The sequence below is a fragment of the Marinoscillum sp. genome, from assembly GCF_040222955.1.
Taxonomy (GTDB): Bacteria; Bacteroidota; Bacteroidia; order Cytophagales; family Cyclobacteriaceae; genus Marinoscillum.
Genome location: NZ_JAVKCA010000020.1, coordinates 128,058 through 149,773 on the forward strand (window position 1 = coordinate 128,058; position 21,716 = coordinate 149,773).

The following is a 21,716-nucleotide window of genomic DNA, read 5'->3' on the forward strand; positions in this document are numbered from 1 at the left end:
CTTAGAGAGATGAAAAAATTCCTACTTTCACTGATTGGCATTATCGTATTGACATTGTCCGCATGGGCACAGGAAGCGGCGGGTGCTGCAGAGCCTACGCTTTCACAAAAACTGATTTTTTACGGAATTACTATCGCTGGCGTAGCCTTTCTGGTGGCGGCATTGAGACGCAGTAAATGGGGTAGAAAGAAGTAATTCCACTGGTCATGGGCGGGTGATGCCTTTTGAAAGCCGTGCAGGAGCTACCTCGCAATAGGCCGATATCAAGACCGTCTGCAGGAGGGCTTTGTCTACTTTTTTGAGTATCACTCTGGTCCAGCCTTGTTTGCCCCACTTATTGGGCACAGGGTAAATGACCTCAGCCCGACCGAGTGAAAAAATGTCCTGTTCGGTAAAGGAGAGTTTGACTGTTGCTTCCAGGTTTGTAAGGTCCAGCGTCGCAAATATTTTCTTCTTGACCCGGAAGGAAGTTTTTTCGAAGTGCGGCAATTCTTCCACTTCAGGGAATCCGAGGGCTATTTTTTGAAAATCTTCAGGGGACACCATTTCTATCGATCGATTGTCGGTGTAAGATACTCATACATGAATTTATGGCAGAGCTGTTCTAATTTCCCCCTCCTGCAGATTTTGCTTTGATTTTAAAGAAAAATCGGGAGACGGGAATCATTCCCAGTCCCATGATGAGTAGGAAGAGAAAAGCATACCGCAGGGTGAAGGCATGGGCCAGGTAACCAATGATGGGTGGCCCTATGAGCATGCCGGAAGTGGAGTAGGTGGATATAATGGACACTGCAATGCCCGGGGAATATTTTTTGGATTCTCCGGCTTGCAACAGGGCCATAGGAATGATGGGCGCCGCCCCAAAGCCAATCAGTGAAAAACCAATGAGCGCCGGATGAAATGTGGGAAAGGCCACGGCCACCCCAATGCCACTGGCAATGAACATCGCGCATATTACAAACGTGTTTTTGATCCCAATCCGATGAATCACCCAGTCTGAGGTAAACCGTGATAAGGTCATACAAATCATAAAGAGGAGAAAACCAAAAGTGAAGACCTCCGCCTGTACTACCTCCCGAAAATAGATGCCACTCCAGTCAAACATACCCCCTTCGCAGATGGCCGCAAAAAGGATAAGCACACCCAAAGACATGATGTACGGATCAGGGTTTCGGAGAATGAACTTATTGCCGCTGGTGGCTCGGTCATTTCTGAGCACATAGCGAAACGCTGTGTATCCTGCAGGAATAGCGATGAGTAAGAAAACAAGAAAATGGAGAGGCATGCTCACATCACCATAAATCATCAGCGTGGTGAAACCCACACCCGTGATACCACCAAGGCTCCAGAGGGCGTGGAATGAACCATTGATTTTTTTGTCATAAGCCTTTTGCAAAGTAATGGCCTGAGTGTTCATGGAAATATTGACAATCCGCATGAAGAAAGCCACGAGGAAAATAGCCGTCACCAGATAGGCCGTACTGTCCACAAAGCTGATGGAGAACAACGATAACGCGTAGAAGAGAAATGCCGCAAACATGGGGCCTCTGGTGGCATATCTCGACACCAGAAAACCGGATAGGGGCAATCCCAGTAATGAACTTAAGGGCATTACCAGTAGAATGGAACCCAGCTCCGCTTCATTGAGCCCCAGGGTTTCTTTGATGGTAGGAATGCGGGAGGTCCAGGTGGCAAAGCCAAAACCAGAAAGAAAGAAGTATGTACTAAGGGCTATTCGTTGTTTTACTTTAGGCTCCATTTGATTGGAATTTCAGCAAAGGTATCTTAAGATTCCAGAGTATTTGTTAATGAATATAATGATTGGTTAAATTATTTGTTATTTGAGTGCGTATTGATGACCGATGGAAAAATTCCACTTTCATTGGCATTGGCAGGTACCAATATTCAGGATCATAAACACTTATCTGATGAGTGAAATCAGATGATTGTAGGCCAGTCCGGTGACAATGGCCAGCCCAAAACTCAGCAAGGTCCCGATGAGGATGTACTCGGTGAGCTTTCGGTCTTTTGATTTGGAAAGGTCGCCAAAGCGGAAGACCGATTTTGCGGCAAGCAAAAAGCCTATGACTTCCCACTGCTGAAGGATGATGAAACCAAACACAAACAGTCGCTCCAGCATGCCAATGTATTGGCCGGCGTGGGGTAGAGAGTCTTCATAGGCGTCTTCCTCCAGTGCCCACTTGGTAATGATTACCCGCATGATGATGGAGGAAACTACTGTGACCAGAAGTATCCCGGTGATTAGGAGGAGTGCTTTTGGCTGGAGAATCGCTCCGGCAGAAATATTGAGTGGTTCGTAATGATTGACTACTAACAGGATAATTGCCACGTGTGCCACCTGATCGCCAAAGAACAGGATTCGCTCATTGAAACGCTGACTTAGATGAAGCTTGATCAGATCAATGATTAAGTGTGAGAGGATGATAACGAGGAAGCCACCCAGGTAGTCATGGTCGAACCGGAGAAGTATGGCGAGAACCACAGCATGAATGAGCGTGTGCCAGTAGAGGTACGGGGAGCGGTGTTTCTTTTGTGTCTTATGGGCTACCCAACTGGCAGGTTGTAGTAGAAAGTCCCCAATGATGTGAGCCAGGAGGAGTTGTAGGGAGAGTGTAATCATCGGTGAGAGATCAGGTTTCGATATTGTTTTTCCATTTGCATAATTTCGTCATATCCGGCTCTTGTGAGACTCTCACTGATCGTACTCTGGCTTTTACCCAGTTTTTTGGCAAGTTCTGTTTGAGTGAGTTGCGGATTTTCCATAGCCGTTTTGATAATGGTGGAAGCATTGCTTGCCCAGCGTTCTATGGTGAGCAGGGCCAGACTGAGATAGCCATTTACTTCCTGATCCAGTTCCGGCCATTCACTTTTGATGGCCAGGGTATTTTTCTTGAGTGAATCAAAGCACTCACCTGAGTGGCGAAAAGCGCTGCCATTGGACTCTGTAATCCGACCCGCCGAATGCGTTTTTTCTCCCAGTCCGATCCCTATTCTGGCATCCAGATTTTTGTATTGCCTCATACATGCCTTGAGATACAATGCAGCATAGAGGGCTTTTTCAGCGGACACTTCCAGCTGAAAGCTATCTCCTCTGTAGATCTCCCACACTTTGGGAGTTGATCCGTATTGATTCAGGGCACCTTTGAGGGCCGGGAGCCATTCCGTGCTTTCGGCTTTTCGTGAGTTGATAATGTCCCCTGTGATGATGGCGGTGATCATGTCTAATGGATTGAAAATTAAATATCGTCAATAAACCCGATAATTACAAATATCGGATTATTGTTAGATAATGGACATTATCGGAGAATTGTCCAAAATGACCTGATCGGTTTTCAGCTAGCCTGGGTGTCCTGAGGCCGGTGCTTGAGCTGAAGCCCGTGGAGAAAATTTCTAAGAAATTGATCTTTACAGAGTCGGTATTGACTTTGCGTAGGTTTTCTGAAAATGGCACTGATTTCGTGCTTGCTGACTTTAAGCTGGGCCAGCGAAAAGACTTCCAAAATGTCATCATCTTTCAGGTTCAGCGCTATTTTCAGCTTTCTGAAGATGATGTTGTTGTTCAGACTTTTCTCAGGTTTTGGTTGCTCACCTTCTTTTTTACCACGTTTTTTATTGATCAGTCCATTCAGGAAAATGGCCAGTTCTTTGTCATAAAGCTGCTTGAAATCAGGATCGTCATCCTTTTTCAACCAATCACTGATCTGGGCGCGGGTCACTTCCGCATCTGCGGCAGCAAAAATGGAGATCATCTGCGAGTCGCTGAAATCGAACGTAAACCGGATCCTTCTTAAAATGTCGTTGTTGTCCATATAGGTGAGCAAATTTAACCCATTGTCAGGGTTTTACTCAGCTGTGGCCAGTTGTAATTCCTTTAGAAGCTCATAAGACCTGAGTTTGGCTTCCATATCGTAGATGTGGGAAACCACCATGAGCTCATCCACCTGTGTGTCAGCCACAAACTTGCTGACCGCCGCCCGGATTTCATCCGGCCCACCCACAAAAGAATAGGTGAGAAATTGCTTCATCACCTGGGCAATTTCCGGGCTGAGTACGAAGGACTCATCCGGAGGTTGAAGGGGCTTCCGGTCGTTGGTAAGGATGCCCAGGAAAATTTTCTGCATGGAAGTTGCCAGGAGTTGCGCTTCTGCCAGGGTGTCGGCGGCAGTCACATTCACACAGGCCATGGTGTACGGCGCGGACAGCTGAGCAGAAGGCACAAACTCCTGATGGTATATTCTAAAAGCATCGTGGAGCTGCTGTGGAGCAAAATGACTGGCAAAGGCATAGGGCAAACCGAGTTTCGCAGCGAGGTGCGCACTATCCGTACTCGACCCAAGGATCCAGATGGGAATGTCAATGCCTTCACCGGGAATGGCCCTGACAGCAGCGTTTCTATTATCCGCTGAAAGATACTGCTGCAACTCCTGCACGGTATCTGGAAACCGATATGGTGCGGTGGGGTCTCGCTGCAGTGCCCGGGCGGTGGCCTGGTCGGACCCCGGAGCCCTGCCCAGCCCGAGATCGATTCTGCCGGGGTAGAGTGAGGCCAGGGTGCCAAACTGCTCCGCGATGATCAGCGGGGCATGATTGGGCAGCATGATACCTCCGGATCCTACACGGATTGTGGAAGTGCCTCCGGCAATATGACCGATCAGTACGGAGGTGGCTGCACTGGCTATACTGGCCATATTATGGTGCTCCGCAAACCAATACCTGAGGTAGCCAAGGGCCTCGGCCTTTTGGGCCAGACGCGTGCTGTTGCGAAAAGAGTCTGCCGGGGTATTTCCTTCCAGAATCACAGCCAGATCCAGTACCGAAAGCGGAATATTGCCAAACGTATTTTTCATATCAGTCAAAACTACAAATAGCATATGCAGATAGTTCACTGAGCTATGAAACTTCTGGCTTTTCCGAAAGGATCAGTTTTGAGTATTGCCTGGAGGAAAGTGCTGATCCAGAAACTGATAGATTTCATTGAAGTGGTCGAAAACCTCAAAATGCCCACCATCAGTGGCAATGTGCTGATAGAAATGAGGAAATCCAGATTCTTTTAAACGTTCGGTGGCCGCTTTGCTCATGGCAGTAGAGGGCCATTGCTCGTCATTTTTGGCGGAGAGAAATAATATAGGGCCATTGATGTGCTCCACCTGGATGGCGGCATTTTCTACAGCCACAGTATCCTTCAGCATAATGTTGAAAGCGGATAAAAGATCATGCTGAATGGCCGCTGGAACGGCCTCCCACGTCATCGGGACATAGGGTACCTCAGTCCCCTGAAATTCCCAGGATGAAGTGGAAGCCATAAAAGTATGGGCGGGGAATACGCAATGGCTAGGTGCCATCGCCACCACGCAGGAGATATCCGGGAAATGGCTGGCTAAAAGAAGTGCTAATTCTGCACCCTTGGAGATACCCAATAGCGCAATTCTCTTTTGATCGATCCGGGGATTTTCAGTGGCCGATTTGATGGCATCATGGATCGCATCAATCGAAATCCGATCCAATGCACCCGGAGTGTTCTCAGTGCCGAAGTAGCCAATGGCCAAAAATGCGTATCCTTTTTCAATGAGCTGATCACGCTTATCCTTTACCCGGTCGCTTGTCCAGCCATTGCCACCGTCGCCTCCCCCGAAGGCTACGATAAGTGGTTGCTGATGGCCTTCCCCCAGGTAGAGTTGAGTGTCCACTCCCTTGCGGTTGATACTGCTGTCATCACAAGCAATTAGCAGAACCAGAAATAAATAAAGACTTGTTTTCATCATTGTTATTTGGTTTAAAACAGAGAATGATGCAAGCTTAATGGGAGAGGGGGTGGGTTGCGCCCGAGCCTAGAGGTTAGAACCTCTTTTTGTCTGCTTTCTGGATGTCAGAGGTAAGCGATTTGTAAAAGTCTGACGGGGTTTGATGTGTAACTTTCTTAAAAACGGTATTGAAAGAGGTTTTGGAGTTGAAGCCTGAATCCAGAGCCATTGCCAGTAAGGTGAGGTGGTGGTTTTTGGGGTTTTCCATTTTGCTGATGACTTCTTTTACTCTGTATCCATTCACAAAATCAAAGAAGTTTTGCCCCTGAATTTTGTTGAGCACCTGAGAAAGGTGATTGACTGAGATGTTTAATGACTGTGCGAGTTCGCCGGCTTTGAGTGCTCCATTCAGGTGTGGTTTTCTTTCTTCCATCATGGTCAGGAGTTGGGTGTGGTAGATTTCAGCTTGTGCCGCCGATAAGCCCGATCGCTGGTAGGGGTCAGTTTTTGAGTATCCTTCGGTTGCTGAGTCCGATGCAGGGTTTACAAAAACGGTGGTTTGCCGAAAACCATAATAACCCACGATAAAAAAGAACAGCACCGTGGCTCCCTGTATCATAATTGGCAGCAAGTCTGTGGAGAACCAGCCCCCGTCGATGGAAAGTATGCTGGTGGGGACAAGAATGATGGATATGATCAGACAAAGGAAGAAGAGCAGGTACAACCACCTGAACTGAATGCGGCGCAGGTCAGACTCTGTTTCCAGCAGTTTTTGTCTGTATTTTTTGAGCAAAAAGTAAAACCAGATGAGAAAGGCAGGTTCAATGAGTAAAAAAAGAATGACAAAAAACATCCACGATAAGGCAAGGTTCCCGTCGATGTACAAAAGGCCATTTTGGATGGACAGACTGGCTTCATCAAAGACGACTAAATAGAAATATAAGAAGTGGATGATGTAGGCGACAAAAGGGGTAAATAGTATGGTGATTAGCTTGGGTGATAGCTTTTTCGAAGTGGTGAGCACATAGATGTAAGCGAAAAAAAGCGGGGCATTGAGCAGGTAGAGCCCTTTGCCCAGTAGCATGAAAAGGCTGTTTTGGAGAAAACTCAAAGTTTCCAGGTAAAAATATGCCTGCCAGAAGGTGGCAAACCCAAGATAAAGTATCAGGAGCTTGTCAGGAGCCTGTTTGTTTTTCTTGCTCAGGGTTACGACCAGGAGAAGTGCTGAGAGCACAATTCCAGCTACAATGAGGTATTCCACGTATGGTTAAGTTTGAAGCCAGGTAAGTTATGTCAAAACTGCTGTGAATGTCAAAATGAAGAAACCTAGAGTTTAAATATTTTATGCTTTCCGCTTGAAACTTACAACTGGATGGTCCGCTCCACGTTGATCTGACTCAGGAAACTTTGATCATGGGAGACCACGATCAATGTGCCCTGATACATGTTGATGGCAGCCGTTAAAATTTCAATGTTTTGAATGTCCAGATTATTGGTGGGCTCATCCAGAATGATGAGATCCGGTGACTGGCTGCCAATGGTCAGACAGCAGAGCATAAGTCGCATGCGTTCTCCGCCACTGAGGGCTTTGCACGGCTTGTCCCAGGCTTCGCTGGTAAATAGGAACCTGTTGAGTCTGATTTTAATTTCGTGCTCCAGCAGGGCAGAAGTATTTGATTGCTGAGCCTGCTCGTACACACTCAGGGTATTGTCTATGAGTGAATAGTCCTGATCGATGTAGACAGAATGGCTTCCGGCTATACGAATCGTGCCTGTTTGCGGGGTAAGCCACCCCAAAATGAGTTTAATCAAAGTGGTTTTCCCGGAGCCATTCGTACCTTTCAGCGCTATTCGCTCACCGCTGGTGAGCTGTATACTCAGATTTTCTTTCCAAAGCCATTGGGGGGGCTGGTAACAGAAATTGATGTTTTCGGCGGTGAGTAGGATTTTCCCTTTGTGTAAGGCCGAATCATTCAAACCGAACTTCATCTGACCAATGTCAAACTGCTGCGCACGTAGTTCATGAAGTTGCTCGGCTATGCCACCAATTTTTTCCGCATGAATACCCTTTATTTTGGAGGTGCTTTTTTCAGCGTTATTTCTCATGGTATTCATCATGATTCGTGCTACTCCTGCTTTTTCCTGTTTCTTTTTTCCTCTGGCATCAGATCTTTGCTGTCGCTCCAGTGTTTCGCGCTCTTTCTCTTTGGCTTTACGCAAAGCCCGTTCTTTTCCATGAATGTCCTGGTCGAGGGCATCGCGTTCTACCTTTTTTTGTTCCTTATAGAAGTCATAATTCCCACCATAGACGGTTATTCCATGTGCATTCAGTTCGCATGTTGCGTGCACAAGGTTCAATAACGTTCTGTCGTGACTTACCACCACCAGTGTGCTCGTGGTAGATTCAATGAATTCGTATAACAATTTTCGCCCGGATACATCCAAATGATTGCTGGGCTCATCCAAAAGCACCAATTCTGGCTGATGAATGGAGATTCCGGCCAGTAGTACTTTGGTTTTTTGTCCACCACTTAATGTCTCCATTTTTTGTGTCAAACTCAGGGGAGGAAGTTGCCACTGACTGAGGGCTTCAAGGCATCGCTCTTCCAGGGTCCAGTCTTCCGCAAGTTTTTCGAAATTGGAATCCGCTGTATTGCCATTCAAAATTTCATGTAGCGCATTAAGTTTTTCATCTACCCGCAATGCCGCTGCGATGGTCAGATGATTGTATTGACCAAAAATTTGTGGAACATAGTAAGGCATTACCTCTGTTTTGAGCTGTCCTGCTGTTGGCTCCAGTTCACGAGCCATGAGTTTCAGAAGTGTGGATTTTCCCACACCATTGTTGCCGATTAAAGCTACTTTTTCACGCCTGTTGATGGCCAAATGGAGGTCCTCAAACAGCAGGTCCTTGTTGGGATGTGTATAGGATATATTCTGTAATACAAGCATGATTTCTTTCTGTGAAAATGAAAAATGAGCCAGGATCCACGTGGTGGCAGGCTGTTTTATATTGAAAGAAATTATTTAATCATACTTTCTGACCTTGATTATGGTGATGAGATCGCAAAGACAAATGTAAGAATGTCCTTTGAAATTTTGATTTCTGGAAAGGATGAAAGCATTATTTTTCCGAAGTTTTTTCTATCTCCTCCTTTATTAATTCGATGAGCGATGAAGGGTCGCCAGAGTAGAAACTGGTCCATGTTGGTCGCTCACTTATCTGTTCATAAAGTAAAGCAAGGGCCAGCCCCTGATCCTGCGACCACCAGGTTTTTTGCCTCCTGGTAGCTTTGATGGCCGTTTTCAGATCTACACTTCCTCCTTTGCATTGAGGATGTGTAAGCCAACTCACGATCAGGTACTGACCTGTACCCTCCATAGTGAGAAAAATATCGTCCAGGTCTACCAGTGTCGGATTCAATGAACGAATAACTTCCTGACGTTGGTCGTACATCGCCAGGGCCTGCTTTGATAATTCGATTCTATCCGCAGTATTCCCGGCGTTTGCTGCCTTGAAGAAAAGCTCCGCCTCATTTCTGAAAGTACTCACAAAGCTCGAGTCTCCGGAAAAGTATTCCTGAATCAGATCATCACTTACGTCATAACGAAAGGTGCTGGTTTGCTCCAGCAGGGACACCTGTTCGCCTAATCCTTGCATTTGCCTTGCGTGAGAAAATTCATGAAGAAATACTCCGGTCAGCATTTTTTCCAGTCCCACTTCTTCACTGTCTATGCCGGCGGTTTTCCAAAAATCAGGAGCGGCCATCACAAAAAAAGGCGCCGAGTCCGGTGATGCTGACGGAGCAGCAAAAGTCATGAGTTGCACAGGGACATGCTGGCCATCAGGAATGATGAGGGTATCACGATGCTCCTGCATCCGCCAGTCCAGCTCCAAACCAAAAAAGGAAGGCCCACTAAATGGAACCCCTTCAGGCGCACTTACCTGAGAAGTCGTGTAAACGTACTTTTGATCATAGAACAGCATGGCCGGCGGGTCAGCTTTTGGTAATTGGAGCACCTCTGTGGAGATCAGTTCCCATGCAGATAGCCAGTCTTCCAACCAGCTAATCGCTAAGGTGGTTTCTGTTTCAGAAGTTGGTAGTCCTGATTGTTTAGGGCTGCTGCAGGCCAGCAAGGTGGAGATGGTTAATAGCGCTATGATTAGCCTCATGGTTGTATCGTAGATAAAGTTAAGTTCTCCGCCCCGGTTTAGGGCGATGAGTGCCCTGTTAAACGACGATGATCCTCAGAGGTCAAAAAAAGGTGAAATACCTGGATGTAAAGCTGATAGACGGCCATTTAAAGTGATTTGTTACACCAGAGGTTCCTGCTGACTTAAGCAATGAAAACTTCCCAGCCCCCACACTATGTCTGTAGAATCGATACCAATCACTTCCCGGTCAGTGAAGACGGTCTTCAGGATCTCGAGTGCCAGAGGATCATTCTTTTTATCACGATAAGTGGGCACCACCACGGAGCTATTGGCAATATAGAAGTTGGCATAAGAAGCGGGCAAGCGCTGATCTTCATAAACCACGGCGTTGGGCATAGGTAGTTCCACCACATTGAGCGGTGATCCATCAGGCATTTTGAAGGTTTTGAGCAGCTCCAGATTCTCTTGTAAGGGGGCATGGTTGGCATCTGCCTTGTTAGGTTCTACCACGGTCACCACGGTATTATCATTCACAAAGCGCGTGATATCATCTATGTGACCATCTGTGTCATCACCTACGATACCATCGCCAATCCACCAGATTTCACGGGCTCCATAATAGTCCTTCAGATAGGTCTCTATTTGTCCCTGATTCAGGTGTGGATTTCTGTTTTCATTGAGCAGGCAGGCCGTTGTGGTGAGGAGGATCCCCTGATTGTTAAAATCTACCGAACCACCTTCCATCACAATGCCAGGATTAAACGTGTTGAGCCCAAGCTTACCAGCGACCAGTCCGGGTATTTGGTTGTCCAGGTCGTATGGAGGGTATTTTTCACCCCATGCGTTGTACCCCCAGTTGACCACTGCTTTTTCACCCCCTTTGATAACGAAAGCGGGACCATGGTCACGACACCAGGCATCGTTGGTAGGATGGTCGTAAAAAGTAATTTTACTCAGGTCAGCACCCACTTCTGTGAGGTATTTTCTGGCCTGCTGTTCCATTTTGGTATCAGCCACATTGATGCACACCTGCTCATCGGTAGCCACTGCCTTAATAAACTCACAGTAAGGTTTGTAGATCGTTTTGATCTTTCCGGGCCAGGAGTTTTCATTGTGAGGCCAGCTGAGCCAGGTAGCTCGGTGTGGATACCACTCTGCCGGAAAGCGGAATCCCAGTTCGCGGGGAGTTGCTACCATCATTCGTCTATAAATCGCTTTTCAATAGGAGAGTAAGCATCTATCCTGCGGTCTCTCAGGAATGGCCAGTGGATCCGGTAGCTGTCGGAGCGGTTCATGTCTATGGGGACTACTTCGGTAACCTCTTCCAGGTGTGGTGCCTTGTATTCCAGCCAGCCAAATGCATTGGTTACATAGGATCCACCCCAAAACTGCATGTCGCCCTCCACACCGGTTCGGTTCACCCCGATCACCGGGATGCCATTGGCCACAGCATGTGACTGCTGGATGGTCTGCCAGGCGTTATGCTGCTCCTGATTGGTACGTTCGTCCTGGCTATTGTGCCAGCCGATAGCAGTTGGATAGAAAAGCATCTCTGCGCCCATGAGTGCAGTGATGCGGGCGGCCTCAGGATACCACTGATCCCAGCAGATGAGTACACCTATTTTGGCATATTTGGTTTCAAATACCTTGAAGCCCAAATCACCAGGAGTAAAATAGAATTTTTCAAAGTACCCAGGATCATCCGGGATGTGCATTTTCCGATACTTACCCAGATAAGTGCCGTCTGCATCTATTACAGCAGCTGTATTGTGATAGAGGCCCTGGGCTCTTTTTTCAAAAAGGGAGGCTACAATGACCACTCCCAGACGCTCGGCCAGTTTACAAAAGATATCTGTGGTAGGGCCGGGAATGGCTTCTGCCAGGTTAAAGTTGTCATAGTCTTCCACATCGCAGAAATAGAGTGATCCGAAGAGCTCCTGCAGGCAAACGATCTGTGCACCTTTGGCAGCGGCGTCTTCTATTCCTCTGATGGCTTTTTGTAGATTTTGATCCCGATCTCCGCTACAGGCGTTTTGTACAAGCCCAATATTGACGATTCTTTCTTTTGGCATATTCTATGAACTGGTTAACCTGGGACGAAGTTCGGAAAATTTGTCCGTGACAAAAAACGATCGCTTCCCTTTTCATTCATTCCTGACCTCCAGTATCCATTTTTTTTGCAGTACAAATTTCCTTCTGAGCCCGCCTATGAGGTATCCCGTCACCCCCATGCCCATGCCCAGCGCCATCATGGCATAGCCAGAGGAGGGGGAAAGGTATTCTTTAAAGGTCACTGCAAAAGGAAGGTATACCAATCCGGCGGTTGCAGGCAGTGCTCCGGCTCCGGAAATGAGAATACCTGTCGCTTTTACTGGCCACGGCCTCTTCACCGAGGCGGTGATAAATAATATCGCATCGATCAAAATAGTATCCCCTTCTATGAGAAGCGTACTGTCATTGAGAATGAGCGGTGAGACTTCCCGGTATTTCTTTCCGGAGGAGAGGCCTACCTTCATTGACTTTGGACTTAAAACAAGTTGTTGCTGTCTCCCTTCGGTTTTAATTACAGAAAGTGATTGGCGGGGTGGTTGGTTTTCCTGAGCTTTTAACCAAAAAGAGAAACCAAAAGCTAAAAAGAACACCAGTAATTTGGGTGTTGTTAAAATCGACAATACATGAGTCATAATGCAGTCGTTTAATACCCTATAAGTTAAGAGTTAATTTCATTCATTGCCAGCGCCAGGGGTACGTTTTGTTCAGGATAAGGGACCTTTTGGCTATGAATACCTGGTGGTGATCGCTGGTATCGGGGTGATTGCCTAAACTTACCCCTTAAGCTTTACGAGTTAATTAGAAAGAATATGTTAAATAGTACCTTGAATTCTGTCATTTATGCCCTGGGTGGGGCCATTTTGATAATGGGATGTCAGCCGGCTAAGGAAAAGAATACTTCCGGTGATGCGACCACCTCTGAAACGCCTGCTTTACCAGTTGGCATTTCCGAACCCCTGGTGACGGATCTCTATACTGCAGATCCTTCTGCACATGTTTTTGATGGTAAAATCTACATATACCCGTCGCATGACATAGAATCCGGAATTCCGGAAGACGATTTGGGTAGCCACTTTGATATGAAAGATTATCATGTATACTCCATGGAGTCTGTGGGCGGTCCCGTAGTGGATCATGGTGTAGCGCTGGACATCAAGGATGTGCCCTGGGCTGGTCGTCAAATGTGGGCGCCGGACGCTGCCTACAAAGACGGCCGTTACTACCTGTATTTTCCTGTAAAGGATAAAAATGATGTTTTCGGGATAGGTGTTGCGGTGAGCGATTCCCCAACGGGACCATTCCAGGCAGAGCCCACCCCGATTGAGGGTAGCTTCAGCATAGATCCTGCGGTGTTTGAGGATGAAGACGGGGCGTTTTATATGTATTTCGGAGGGATCTGGGGTGGTCAGCTTCAGAAATGGCGTACTGGCACCTACGATCCTGATGGCGAACTTCCCGGCAAAGATGAGCCGGCGCTGTTGCCAAAGATTGCCAGACTCACTGAAGATATGAAAGGCTTTGCTGAGACACCCAAAGACATTCAGATTCTGGATGCCGATGGAAACTTGTTTTTGGAAGGCAATAACGAACAAAGATTTTTTGAAGCCGCCTGGGTACACACCTATAACGGAAAGTATTACTTTTCCTACTCTACCGGTGATACGCATAATATTGCCTATGCCATTGGTGATAACCCATACGGACCCTTCACCTATCAGGGTGTGGTGCTCAAGCCTGTGCTCGGCTGGACCAATCATCATTCCATCGTGGAGTTTCAGGGTAAATGGTACCTGTTTTATCACGACAGCAGCCTCTCCGGTGGCCGTACCTTCCTGAGAAGCATCAAAATGACCGAGCTTACTTACAATGAAGATGGCACCATACAGACCATCGATGCGTACGTGCAACAATGACCTCAAGCCTTTTCCTGAGTTGGAGATACTCCACTCAGGAAGGCATTAGCTAAGTAAAGCTTAGAGGATCTTACGGCCGAGCCGAAGGAATATAGGGAATGTGATTTTTTGCTCAGTCCCCCAGAGACCTTCAAGGGCTTTGTTGAGATTATCTACAGGGTCATGTCCATTTTGATCAATGAATTTTTTCACGGCGGACCAGGTACGGATGTATCCCAGAAAACGAGCCAATGTCCATGTGAAAGAGCACTCGAAATAAGGGGCAGGAACTTCTTTAAATGGAAATGGAATGCTCTCGTATTTTTCATCGAGGTATTTCCGTTCAGGATCCCAATAAGGTCCAATTACTTCATGATAAAAGTGGTGAATAATCGGATCTATCCTGGACGAAACCGAGTGCAATCCATACCCAATGACAGCCAGCAGACCATTGACTTTTAATGTTCTGTTCACCTCCGCATAGAAACGATCAAAGTGGAACCAGTGAATGGCCTGGCCCACAGTAATCAAGTCAAAATGCTGATCTGGGAAGGTCGTATGCTCCGCAGGTTGGAGGGAGTAATGAATGTGTGGATGCTGATAAGCTTCGGCGATCTGGGCAGCGCTGATGTCTGTGGCCTGTATGTCATCAAAATCATCAGCCAGCTGTCGAGCCACCTGGCCATTGCCGGTAGCACAGTCCCAGGCGCGATCATGGTGCGTCAACTGAGACCTGATGAAAGCATAAAGGGCATCTGGGTAAGTAGGACGATACTTTGCGTAACGATCTGAAGCCGATGAGAACAGGTCTTTCATCAGGAAGGTACGGAAAGACCGGACTGAGTAAAAATATCCTGAATTTCCTCCTCTATGGGAAGTGAGCGAAGGGGCGGGATATTTGATCCTCCTGTGTTGCCCACGGGTATTTTACCCACAAAAGATTTCACCCCACCTACGAGCAGCCTCGGGATTTGCCCTAATACTTCTTTGGCGCTCTTGATCTTGATCCCAAAGAGTAGCATTTTCCAGTGAACGAGACTATGCGCATAAGGATATGCCTGACCAATGACGTGAGCTCTTTCGAGGTGTCGCCAGGCATCCTCTAGATGACCGGCCTGGTATTGTTTGTGATAAGCATCCAGTTCAGTAACAAAATAAGGCCTTAAGGATGCTGGCATGACTGTGTGAAAGATCATTTGGGAGCACTGTTAGGTTCAACGAAAATTACCATTAAAAATAACAAAGCTCCGCTACAATCCACACAAAGTGAAGTCTGAAGACAGGTCACTATCTCTTTTTGCCTCCACCTTTTCGGCCACCGCCACCACGTCCACCGCCACCACGGTAAGGTTTGGGGCTGTAGGATGGCCCCTCACCAATGTGCGGTGGGATTTTGGCCTTCGGTACGGGTTTGCCCAGCAGCTGTTCGATGGATTGAAACTTGGACTGCTCCTTTTCATTCACGAAAGTGAAGGCAGCACCTGTAGAGGCCGCCCTGGCGGTACGCCCTATGCGGTGTATATAGTCTTCACCATCATTGGGAACGTCATAGTTGATCACTATGTCTATGTCCTCCACATCAATCCCACGAGAAAGGATGTCGGTAGCAACCAGGATTTTGAGCTTACGACTCTTGAACTGGTTAAGTACCTGCTCACGTGATTTTTGCTCCAGGTCCGAATGGATTTCTTCCACAGAAAGGTTGGCCTTTTTGAGTTCTTTGGTGAGTCTCTTGGTGTTGTCCTTGGTAGAGCAAAACACAATCACACTTCGGAGCCAGTCGGGCTTCAGGATGTGCTTGACCAGCTCTATTTTCTGACCATCGTACACGATGAATGCTGCTTGCACAATCTTTTCATTGGGCTTGGATATGGCAATGCTGATTTCTTCGGGATCTTTGAGGATGTTCTTGGCCAACTGCCTGATCTTGGTGGGCATGGTAGCTGAAAACAGCAGGGTTTGTCGCTCTTTGGGCAAGTAACCAATGATCTTGGTGATGTCTTCATTAAAGCCCATATCCAGCATGCGGTCGGCCTCATCCAAAATGAGGTAGTCCAACTGGCCTACTTTCACATAGTTCATATTGAGGTGAGCAATCAACCTGCCTGGAGTACCGATGATGATATCAGCACCTTCAGAGAGGGCCTTCTTTTCCCTGTCAAAAGACTGACCATCACCCCCACCGTACACGGCGAGTGAGCTCACAGAAGTGTAGTAGGAGAGTCCTTCCAGTTGCTGGTCTATCTGCACGGCAAGCTCACGCGTGGGCACGATCACGAGTGCTTTGATGTGTCCATCGTCTTTGGCCTCTGTAAGGATCTTGTGAATGATGGGCAGCAGGAATGCGGCGGTCTTACCGGTGCCGGTTTGCGCTGCGGCAATCAGGTCTTTTCCTTCTAATATTTTGGGGATGGTGGCCTCCTGAACAGGAGTGGTGTTTTCAAATCCAATGGCCTCAATTCCTTCGAGGAGTTTTGGATCCAGATTTAATTCTGAAAATTTCAAAATGATGTATTATTTAATTATTCGACGAAGATAAAGCAATTAAATGGTATTAACAGGCTCCTGTTTAGCCACATTTCGACTCGTTGTTTGATCGTGGGGCACTGATGTATATGAAAGGGCATCTAAGCGGCGATGACCATGATTGTAACAATGATTGTGAAGTTTATTTTAGTGCCAGGCGGAGCGGGTGATGTAGTATTGATGTGGTGCCAAAATTTTAAAAAGTGATCCAATATTCTAGCTTGTTCTTGAGAAACAACCTATTATGAACATGAAAATTATGAAAATTGCAAAATCAGCAATGCTGCTATTGCTGTTGAGTATTGCTGGAGTCACTATGGCTCAGTGCCCCAATGTTGTCTGGGGCGATGAGTTTTCCGGGAGTTCCCTGGACGTCACCAAGTGGAACTACCAGATCGGCGATGGCTGTGCCGAAGGAATTTGCGGATGGGGTAACAATGAGTTGCAGTCCTATCAGGAGGCGAACGTAAGCGTGAGCAATGGAACACTGAAGATTACTGCAAAGAAAGAACGGATCAGAGGCAGTCAATACACCTCTGGAAGAATTAACTCCAAAGGGAAAGGAGACTTTACCTATGGTCGTTTTGAAGCGTCGGTCAAGCTGCCATATGGTGATGGCTTGTGGCCTGCGTTTTGGATGCTTTCCACCAACGAGCCGTATGGGGGTTGGCCGCAGAGTGGAGAGATCGATATTATGGAGTTTACGGCCTCCAATCCGACGAATGTTTATGGTACCATACACTATGGAGATCCATATCCCAATAATCAATATCAGGGAAATGACTTTGATATTTTTGAAGGGGCCTTTCCGGATGCCTTTCACGAGTTTGCCATAGAGTGGGAGCCCTATGAGATCAGGTGGTATATAGACGGTGTTTTATACTCCACCAAAACTTCCGCTGACGTGTCTCCCTATAACTGGCCATTTGATCATGATTTTCACTTCTTACTGAATGTGGCAGTGGGTGGAAACCTGGGTGGACCCGTGAACAATGGAATGCTCCCTGCAACAATGGAGGTGGACTACGTAAGAGTGTATGATGGCTTCAGGCCTTCTATTGGCGGAAATCTGGTAGTGGCTAACCAGGCATCAGGAGAAGCCTACTCAATAACTAATGTCTCTAATGGTACCAGTGTCAGCTGGACGGTGCCCGCAGGGGCCACCATCGTGTCCGGACAGGGAACAAAAGATGTGATTGTCGATTTCGGAACGGCAAGTGGTTATGTGAGTGCCACATTCAATGCCGGATGTGGAAATCAGACCTTGTCTATGGGTGTGGAAGTAGAGCCACCCTATGTGCGAAGTTTCGCTTTTGAGAATTTCGATGAGGCTGCCAATGTCACTTTCTCACAAGCCACCGGCACCCTCACCGAGGTGGCTAATCCAGGGGCAGATGCAGTCAATCCGAGTGCGATATCCGGTAAGTACGTGCGAAACTCCGGAGAGCAATATGATGTACTGGTTTATAATACCTCGGCTATTTCCAATGCCGATTCGTATGCCAATAAGGATAAGAAGTTTTATATGGATGTCTATACTTCGGCCCCTATAGGAACCAAAATCATCTTACAGTTAGAAACGCCAAATGCAACCCCGACCAATTATCCTACCGGACGCCATAGCCGGTATGAGGCCACAGTGGCTCAGAATAATAGCTGGCAGCGGATGATTTTTTCTTTACTGGACAGACCAGATCCGTCTGCAGCAGGCACTGACGTGGGCACAATGATCCTTCTTTTCAGCTCAAACACCTTCACAGGACATACTTACTATTTTGACAACCTGGATAACTATGATGCCGATACCGGGGGAGGGTCTAATCAGTCACCGACGGTAAGTATCACTTCCCCTGTAAATGGTTCGTCTTATACTCAGGGTACTCAGGTGACTATTTCGGCTGATGCCAATGATGCAGACGGTACCATTGCCAGTGTGGAGTTTTTTGCCAATGGAAGTTCACTCGGGGTTGATAATAGTGCTCCGTTTTCACTCGGGTGGACGGTGGCTTCTGGTACGACAGATCTTACAGCGAGGGCTACAGACAATGATGGTGCAAGCGCCACTTCTGCGGTAGTGTCAGTTACGGGTAATGCCGGCGGGTCTCCCACTTCTGTACACGTGGAGGCTATCACCATAGGCAGTGCATCTGCCGGAAAAGGCAATAAGCATGGAACCGCCACCATCACGGTTCACGACAATGTGGATGGCCTGGTAGCCAACGCAAATGTCACAGCCACCTTTTCAGGCACTTTCAATGAAACAGTTAGTGGCACAACCAACGCTTCAGGTCAGGTAACGTTGCAAACAGCCGGATCTGCCAAAGGAGGTTTATCTATCAATGTATGCGTGGATGATGTCTCGGCATCATTGCCCTATGCTCCGGGAGATAACACCGTGACCTGTACCAGTGGCTCTGCAAGGCTGGCACCAGAGGGACAGTCAACCGGTTTGGAATTGCGCATTTATCCCAATCCGGCCACCGATGTACTTTTTGTCAATATGCCGGCAGTTGAAGGTCTGGTCTCTGTCAGCATTACAGATATGACCGGACGTCAATTGATCCATCAGGCTTCTTTTCAACAGTCGTTGGATATTAGCCAGCTTTCAGCGGGTATTTATCTGCTGGAGCTGAAGGCAAAGGATTTTTTGGTGAGGCATAAATTTGTGAAGTAGATTCTACTCTACCTCAATGAAAAGGGGTTGAAAAATAACGGAATTCTGTCATTTTTCAACCCCTGATTTTTACTTTTTAAGCCTTATAGTCCCAATACCTCCACGCCCTGCTCAAAGACAATATCCACAGGGATGTCCTGAGCTTCCAGTTTGGACAGGTCGGCCTGTAAGGCAGCACCGATGGTTCCTTTCTCGTTCACAAGGGCATCTACTCCGGCATAGTCACCATTACCCTGCAGGGTAAGAATTAGCTCGGAGAGGGCGTTCATGGCTTCTTTCATTTTGACGAAATCCACGCTATATGTCCCGTCTTCACTTTGAGCGAATGCGCCATACTCATTGAAGAAATTGAAGCGGATCATGTTGGCTTTGCCATGTGCACTGGCCGCTCCGAATCTCACTGAGCGGAAGATACCAGCCATGAAGGTGGTGTAATAATCTTCTATCTGACCCTCCAGCTCTCCTTTTTCATGTAGCTGGGTGATCATGTAGAGCCCAAGGATGTCGGCTTTACCTTCTTCCAATGCCGACCCGTGCTCCTGGAGTGCAGCACGTACCGTACCCATTCCATCGATGGTGTTTTTGATGCCCAGGCCGTGCGCCACTTCATGAAACATGGTGTTGGCAAAGAAGGCGTCAAACGTGATATACTGCTGCTGGCCGGGGGCGATCAGCACTTTGGAGATGGGGAGTAATATCTCATCAAATTTGGCACGCATGGCATTTTTGAGCTGGAGCCTTCTGGAGCCTTTGGCCAGTTGTACCTGTTCGTCATTAGGCAGGTTGATGGCAATGGTCTTGGATCCGGAGTTACAGTCTCCGGCGTAGTAAACCACGTCATAGGCATTGAGGTCTGCATCACTGCCAGGTTTTTCGGCTTTATAGGCATCAGGCACTGGAAGTCCGCGCTGAAGCTCAGGCAGAAAGGCTGCATATTTCGAGAGGCGATCGCTCCAGGTTTTGTCTTTGATGAGTACGTATGCCTCGTGTGCGGCTTTATAGTTGTACAGGGCATCCTCATAGTTTTCGATCGGTCCGATCACTATGTCAATGCCATTGGTTTTCATGTCCATCCAGGCCATATCAGAGGGCTGATAATCATCTGTGAGCAGTGCTTCGGCACGGTGCTTCAGGTAAGCTTTCAGGCCGGAATCTTCTGCCAGGTCAGCGCATTCTCTCAGTAGGGCAGATGCACGCTGTACTTCCTCACTAAACATTTCATAATATGGAATGGTAATGAGTTGTCCGTTTTCATCCCTGCGAATGAACGTATAGAGACTGGCTTTTCCTTCCAGGTCTGCGGCTTCAAACTCTTCTTTGGTCATGTCAGTAGGGTAGAAGTTGGCTCCTGCAGGCTTGGTGCCCACACCCTCTATGAAAGGTTGGTTGCCGTCCAGTCGATCCCAGGGGCCGTAGTTGATATTCACGTAAGCTCGTGTGGCTTCATCACTGATGGTACTCAGGAGGGAATCTTTCTGACCATAGGCTTCATACCAAAAGAGGCCATCCATGATTTGGGCAGCTTCTATCAGTTTGGGAATCATTTTTTTCTCTTTTTCACTCAGGGAGGAGAGGTCAGCAGTGAGTCGGACTTTCTTGTAGTCCTCTAATTTGGCTTTCATGGCGTTGTCAGGTGCTTCTTCGGTACTCTGCGCCTGTTTTTGGGGTCCACAGCCCAGGAGGCTGATCACAAAGGCAAAGACTAGAAATCGGAATAATTGCTTCATATTATTTATGGGTTGTTTATCTGAATGTGGAAAGTTATAAAACCTTGGCGAAATGTAGTGATTGTGGGGTTTATTCAGGATACTACTTGCCTGGGCCACTCGAAATGGAGGCTGGTAAGCCTGGTGGTTTCTGGTCTGATGGCCATGGATGAGCGCTCAGCAAAAGCCCCAGGACAGACGAGAATCGCATTTTTAAAAATGGGCTATTGAATTTTGAGCCATCCGGAGGTGTCAAATCTATAGCTGGATTCAGGATCTCCGCTCACCAGAGTGTGCGCCGCACAGTCACCCGCATCGTTCTTTGGGATACCGATGATATTTTCAGGGTCCTCCTCTGTCATTAAACCGATTGCCAGGGAAAGGCTCTGGTTGCCGAAGAGTTTCCGGTCGATTAAAAATTCAGTTTCTCCGTCATTTCCCATTGACATGGTGCTGCCTATCCACCCCCGGTCATCAAAATATTGCTTCCGCTTTTCAATGGTTTCAGGAGTCATGTCGTTCTCACGAACCGCCCAGACAAATTTATCATCGGTTACCCAATGTTTATTTTGTTGATAGGTGTAGGTCAGATCACCCAGGGCAGCAGAGGCATGCATCACCATAATTTTATTTTCGTCAATACAAACACATAGGCTTGCTACATACAGCTTTTCTGATTTCAGCGCTACTTTGATGAATTGCTGAGATGAAGTATCTATCATCAGGCTATTGGCCCCATGGCTGTCTATTGTGCTTAGTGATTGGATTTCAGCCTCAGTAATGTTTCCATCTAATTTCTGAAGCTGGGCTTGAATATGGGACGTCAACAAAAGGAAGGCAAGGAGGGTGATTACGGTTTTCATAAGTGAAGTTTACATGACGCTACTTCATAAGGGCAACGCGATTCAAGGCAATGAGGTTGCTAGTGACTCTGCTACACCCCTCATA

21 protein-coding genes are annotated in these 21,716 nt (G+C 47.4%); 3 read left to right on the forward strand and 18 right to left on the reverse strand.

What is annotated here, in order from left to right; translation table 11 throughout:
• Positions 1–9: 9 nt before the first annotated feature.
• Positions 10–195 carry a hypothetical protein gene (locus RIH33_RS17015; protein ID WP_406655088.1) on the forward strand — a complete coding sequence of 62 codons (186 nt, stop codon included), beginning with the start codon at positions 10–12 and terminating at the stop codon, positions 193–195.
• 9 nt (positions 196–204) lie between these two features.
• Here RIH33_RS17015 and RIH33_RS17020 read toward each other — a convergent pair whose 3' ends face one another.
• From RIH33_RS17020 to RIH33_RS17080, 13 genes are all read right to left on the reverse strand, one after another.
• Complete coding sequence (locus RIH33_RS17020; protein WP_406655089.1) at positions 205–546, reverse strand: MmcQ/YjbR family DNA-binding protein; 342 nt, start codon at positions 544–546, stop codon at positions 205–207.
• Between the two features lie 58 nt (positions 547–604).
• Complete coding sequence (locus RIH33_RS17025; RefSeq protein ID WP_406655090.1) at positions 605–1,759, reverse strand: MFS transporter; 1,155 nt, start codon at positions 1,757–1,759, stop codon at positions 605–607.
• A gap of 162 nt (positions 1,760–1,921) precedes the next feature.
• Entirely contained in the window at positions 1,922–2,641 is a 720-nt protein-coding gene (locus RIH33_RS17030; RefSeq protein ID WP_406655091.1) for a DUF3307 domain-containing protein, read from the reverse strand.
• On the reverse strand, positions 2,638–3,240 hold the full coding sequence (locus RIH33_RS17035; RefSeq protein WP_406655092.1) for a winged helix-turn-helix transcriptional regulator: 603 nt from the start codon (positions 3,238–3,240) through the stop codon (positions 2,638–2,640). The genes RIH33_RS17030 and RIH33_RS17035 overlap by 4 nt, the downstream gene beginning before the upstream one ends.
• Before the next feature lie 113 nt (positions 3,241–3,353).
• On the reverse strand, positions 3,354–3,830 hold the full coding sequence (locus tag RIH33_RS17040; RefSeq protein WP_406655093.1) for a DUF1456 family protein: 477 nt from the start codon (positions 3,828–3,830) through the stop codon (positions 3,354–3,356).
• A 33-nt stretch (positions 3,831–3,863) separates the two neighbouring features.
• Positions 3,864–4,868: an LLM class flavin-dependent oxidoreductase gene (locus tag RIH33_RS17045; RefSeq protein WP_406655094.1), complete on the reverse strand. Its 1,005-nt coding sequence runs from the start codon at positions 4,866–4,868 to the stop codon at positions 3,864–3,866.
• 72 nt (positions 4,869–4,940) lie between these two features.
• A complete protein-coding gene (locus RIH33_RS17050) occupies positions 4,941–5,783 on the reverse strand; it encodes an acyl-CoA thioester hydrolase/BAAT C-terminal domain-containing protein (protein ID WP_406655095.1) in 843 nt (280 codons plus the stop codon).
• A gap of 73 nt (positions 5,784–5,856) precedes the next feature.
• On the reverse strand, positions 5,857–7,023 hold the full coding sequence (locus tag RIH33_RS17055; protein ID WP_406655096.1) for a helix-turn-helix domain-containing protein: 1,167 nt from the start codon (positions 7,021–7,023) through the stop codon (positions 5,857–5,859).
• A gap of 101 nt (positions 7,024–7,124) precedes the next feature.
• Positions 7,125–8,714 (reverse strand): ABC-F family ATP-binding cassette domain-containing protein, encoded by a 1,590-nt coding sequence (locus RIH33_RS17060; RefSeq protein WP_406655097.1) that lies wholly within the window; start codon positions 8,712–8,714, stop codon positions 7,125–7,127.
• Between the two features lie 172 nt (positions 8,715–8,886).
• Positions 8,887–9,936, reverse strand: coding sequence for a hypothetical protein (locus tag RIH33_RS17065; RefSeq protein WP_406655098.1), 1,050 nt, complete (start codon positions 9,934–9,936; stop codon positions 8,887–8,889).
• Positions 9,937–10,077: 141 nt separating this feature from the next.
• Positions 10,078–11,118, reverse strand: coding sequence for an agmatine/peptidylarginine deiminase (locus RIH33_RS17070; RefSeq protein WP_406655099.1), 1,041 nt, complete (start codon positions 11,116–11,118; stop codon positions 10,078–10,080).
• Positions 11,115–11,990, reverse strand: a complete 876-nt coding sequence (locus RIH33_RS17075; RefSeq protein WP_406655100.1) for a carbon-nitrogen hydrolase — start codon at positions 11,988–11,990, stop codon at positions 11,115–11,117. Before RIH33_RS17075 ends, RIH33_RS17070 begins: the two co-directional genes overlap by 4 nt.
• Positions 11,991–12,062: 72 nt before the next feature.
• Entirely contained in the window at positions 12,063–12,434 is a 372-nt protein-coding gene (locus tag RIH33_RS17080) for a hypothetical protein (RefSeq protein WP_406655101.1), read from the reverse strand.
• 345 nt (positions 12,435–12,779) lie between these two features.
• Here RIH33_RS17080 and RIH33_RS17085 point away from each other — a divergent pair, with 345 nt between their 5' ends.
• Positions 12,780–13,883: a glycoside hydrolase family 43 protein gene (locus tag RIH33_RS17085; RefSeq protein WP_406655102.1), complete on the forward strand. Its 1,104-nt coding sequence runs from the start codon at positions 12,780–12,782 to the stop codon at positions 13,881–13,883.
• A gap of 60 nt (positions 13,884–13,943) precedes the next feature.
• On the opposite strand, the gene RIH33_RS17090 is transcribed toward RIH33_RS17085, so the two are convergent.
• The 3 genes from RIH33_RS17090 to RIH33_RS17100 form a co-directional block, all read right to left on the reverse strand.
• A complete protein-coding gene (locus tag RIH33_RS17090) occupies positions 13,944–14,678 on the reverse strand; it encodes a class I SAM-dependent methyltransferase (RefSeq protein WP_406655103.1) in 735 nt (244 codons plus the stop codon).
• Entirely contained in the window at positions 14,678–15,058 is a 381-nt protein-coding gene (locus RIH33_RS17095; protein WP_406655104.1) for a DUF3703 domain-containing protein, read from the reverse strand. Before RIH33_RS17095 ends, RIH33_RS17090 begins: the two co-directional genes overlap by 1 nt.
• A gap of 91 nt (positions 15,059–15,149) precedes the next feature.
• A complete protein-coding gene (locus RIH33_RS17100; protein WP_406655105.1) occupies positions 15,150–16,367 on the reverse strand; it encodes a DEAD/DEAH box helicase in 1,218 nt (405 codons plus the stop codon).
• A gap of 280 nt (positions 16,368–16,647) precedes the next feature.
• Here RIH33_RS17100 and RIH33_RS17105 point away from each other — a divergent pair, with 280 nt between their 5' ends.
• Positions 16,648–19,062, forward strand: coding sequence for a family 16 glycosylhydrolase (locus RIH33_RS17105; RefSeq protein ID WP_406655106.1), 2,415 nt, complete (start codon positions 16,648–16,650; stop codon positions 19,060–19,062).
• 83 nt (positions 19,063–19,145) lie between these two features.
• Here RIH33_RS17105 and RIH33_RS17110 read toward each other — a convergent pair whose 3' ends face one another.
• The gene (locus RIH33_RS17110) at positions 19,146–20,789 is read right to left on the reverse strand and encodes a dipeptidyl-peptidase 3 family protein (protein WP_406655107.1); all 1,644 of its coding nucleotides are present in this window, start codon (positions 20,787–20,789) and stop codon (positions 19,146–19,148) included.
• 203 nt (positions 20,790–20,992) lie between these two features.
• Positions 20,993–21,631, reverse strand: a complete 639-nt coding sequence (locus RIH33_RS17115; RefSeq protein ID WP_406655108.1) for a hypothetical protein — start codon at positions 21,629–21,631, stop codon at positions 20,993–20,995.
• Positions 21,632–21,716 lie beyond the last annotated feature (85 nt).

Excerpts from the sequence above, each read along its gene's own strand:
- RIH33_RS17080 (WP_406655101.1), bottom strand. The coding sequence starts at position 12,434 with ATGAAGGTAGGCCTCTCCTCCGGAAAGAAATACCGGGAAGTCTCACCG.
- RIH33_RS17050 (WP_406655095.1), bottom strand. The coding sequence starts at position 5,783 with ATGATGAAAACAAGTCTTTATTTATTTCTGGTTCTGCTAATTGCTTGT.
- RIH33_RS17020 (WP_406655089.1), bottom strand. The coding sequence starts at position 546 with ATGGTGTCCCCTGAAGATTTTCAAAAAATAGCCCTCGGATTCCCTGAA.
- RIH33_RS17095 (WP_406655104.1), bottom strand. The coding sequence starts at position 15,058 with ATGATCTTTCACACAGTCATGCCAGCATCCTTAAGGCCTTATTTTGTT.
- RIH33_RS17090 (WP_406655103.1), bottom strand. The coding sequence starts at position 14,678 with ATGAAAGACCTGTTCTCATCGGCTTCAGATCGTTACGCAAAGTATCGT.
- RIH33_RS17085 (WP_406655102.1), top strand. The coding sequence starts at position 12,780 with ATGTTAAATAGTACCTTGAATTCTGTCATTTATGCCCTGGGTGGGGCC.
- RIH33_RS17115 (WP_406655108.1), bottom strand. The coding sequence starts at position 21,631 with ATGAAAACCGTAATCACCCTCCTTGCCTTCCTTTTGTTGACGTCCCAT.
- RIH33_RS17040 (WP_406655093.1), bottom strand. The coding sequence starts at position 3,830 with ATGGACAACAACGACATTTTAAGAAGGATCCGGTTTACGTTCGATTTC.
- RIH33_RS17030 (WP_406655091.1), bottom strand. The coding sequence starts at position 2,641 with ATGATTACACTCTCCCTACAACTCCTCCTGGCTCACATCATTGGGGAC.
- RIH33_RS17110 (WP_406655107.1), bottom strand. The coding sequence starts at position 20,789 with ATGAAGCAATTATTCCGATTTCTAGTCTTTGCCTTTGTGATCAGCCTC.
- RIH33_RS17070 (WP_406655099.1), bottom strand. The coding sequence starts at position 11,118 with ATGATGGTAGCAACTCCCCGCGAACTGGGATTCCGCTTTCCGGCAGAG.
- RIH33_RS17025 (WP_406655090.1), bottom strand. The coding sequence starts at position 1,759 with ATGGAGCCTAAAGTAAAACAACGAATAGCCCTTAGTACATACTTCTTT.
- RIH33_RS17035 (WP_406655092.1), bottom strand. The coding sequence starts at position 3,240 with ATGATCACCGCCATCATCACAGGGGACATTATCAACTCACGAAAAGCC.
- RIH33_RS17015 (WP_406655088.1), top strand. The coding sequence starts at position 10 with ATGAAAAAATTCCTACTTTCACTGATTGGCATTATCGTATTGACATTG.
- RIH33_RS17075 (WP_406655100.1), bottom strand. The coding sequence starts at position 11,990 with ATGCCAAAAGAAAGAATCGTCAATATTGGGCTTGTACAAAACGCCTGT.
- RIH33_RS17105 (WP_406655106.1), top strand. The coding sequence starts at position 16,648 with ATGAAAATTGCAAAATCAGCAATGCTGCTATTGCTGTTGAGTATTGCT.
- RIH33_RS17060 (WP_406655097.1), bottom strand. The coding sequence starts at position 8,714 with ATGCTTGTATTACAGAATATATCCTATACACATCCCAACAAGGACCTG.
- RIH33_RS17065 (WP_406655098.1), bottom strand. The coding sequence starts at position 9,936 with ATGAGGCTAATCATAGCGCTATTAACCATCTCCACCTTGCTGGCCTGC.
- RIH33_RS17045 (WP_406655094.1), bottom strand. The coding sequence starts at position 4,868 with ATGAAAAATACGTTTGGCAATATTCCGCTTTCGGTACTGGATCTGGCT.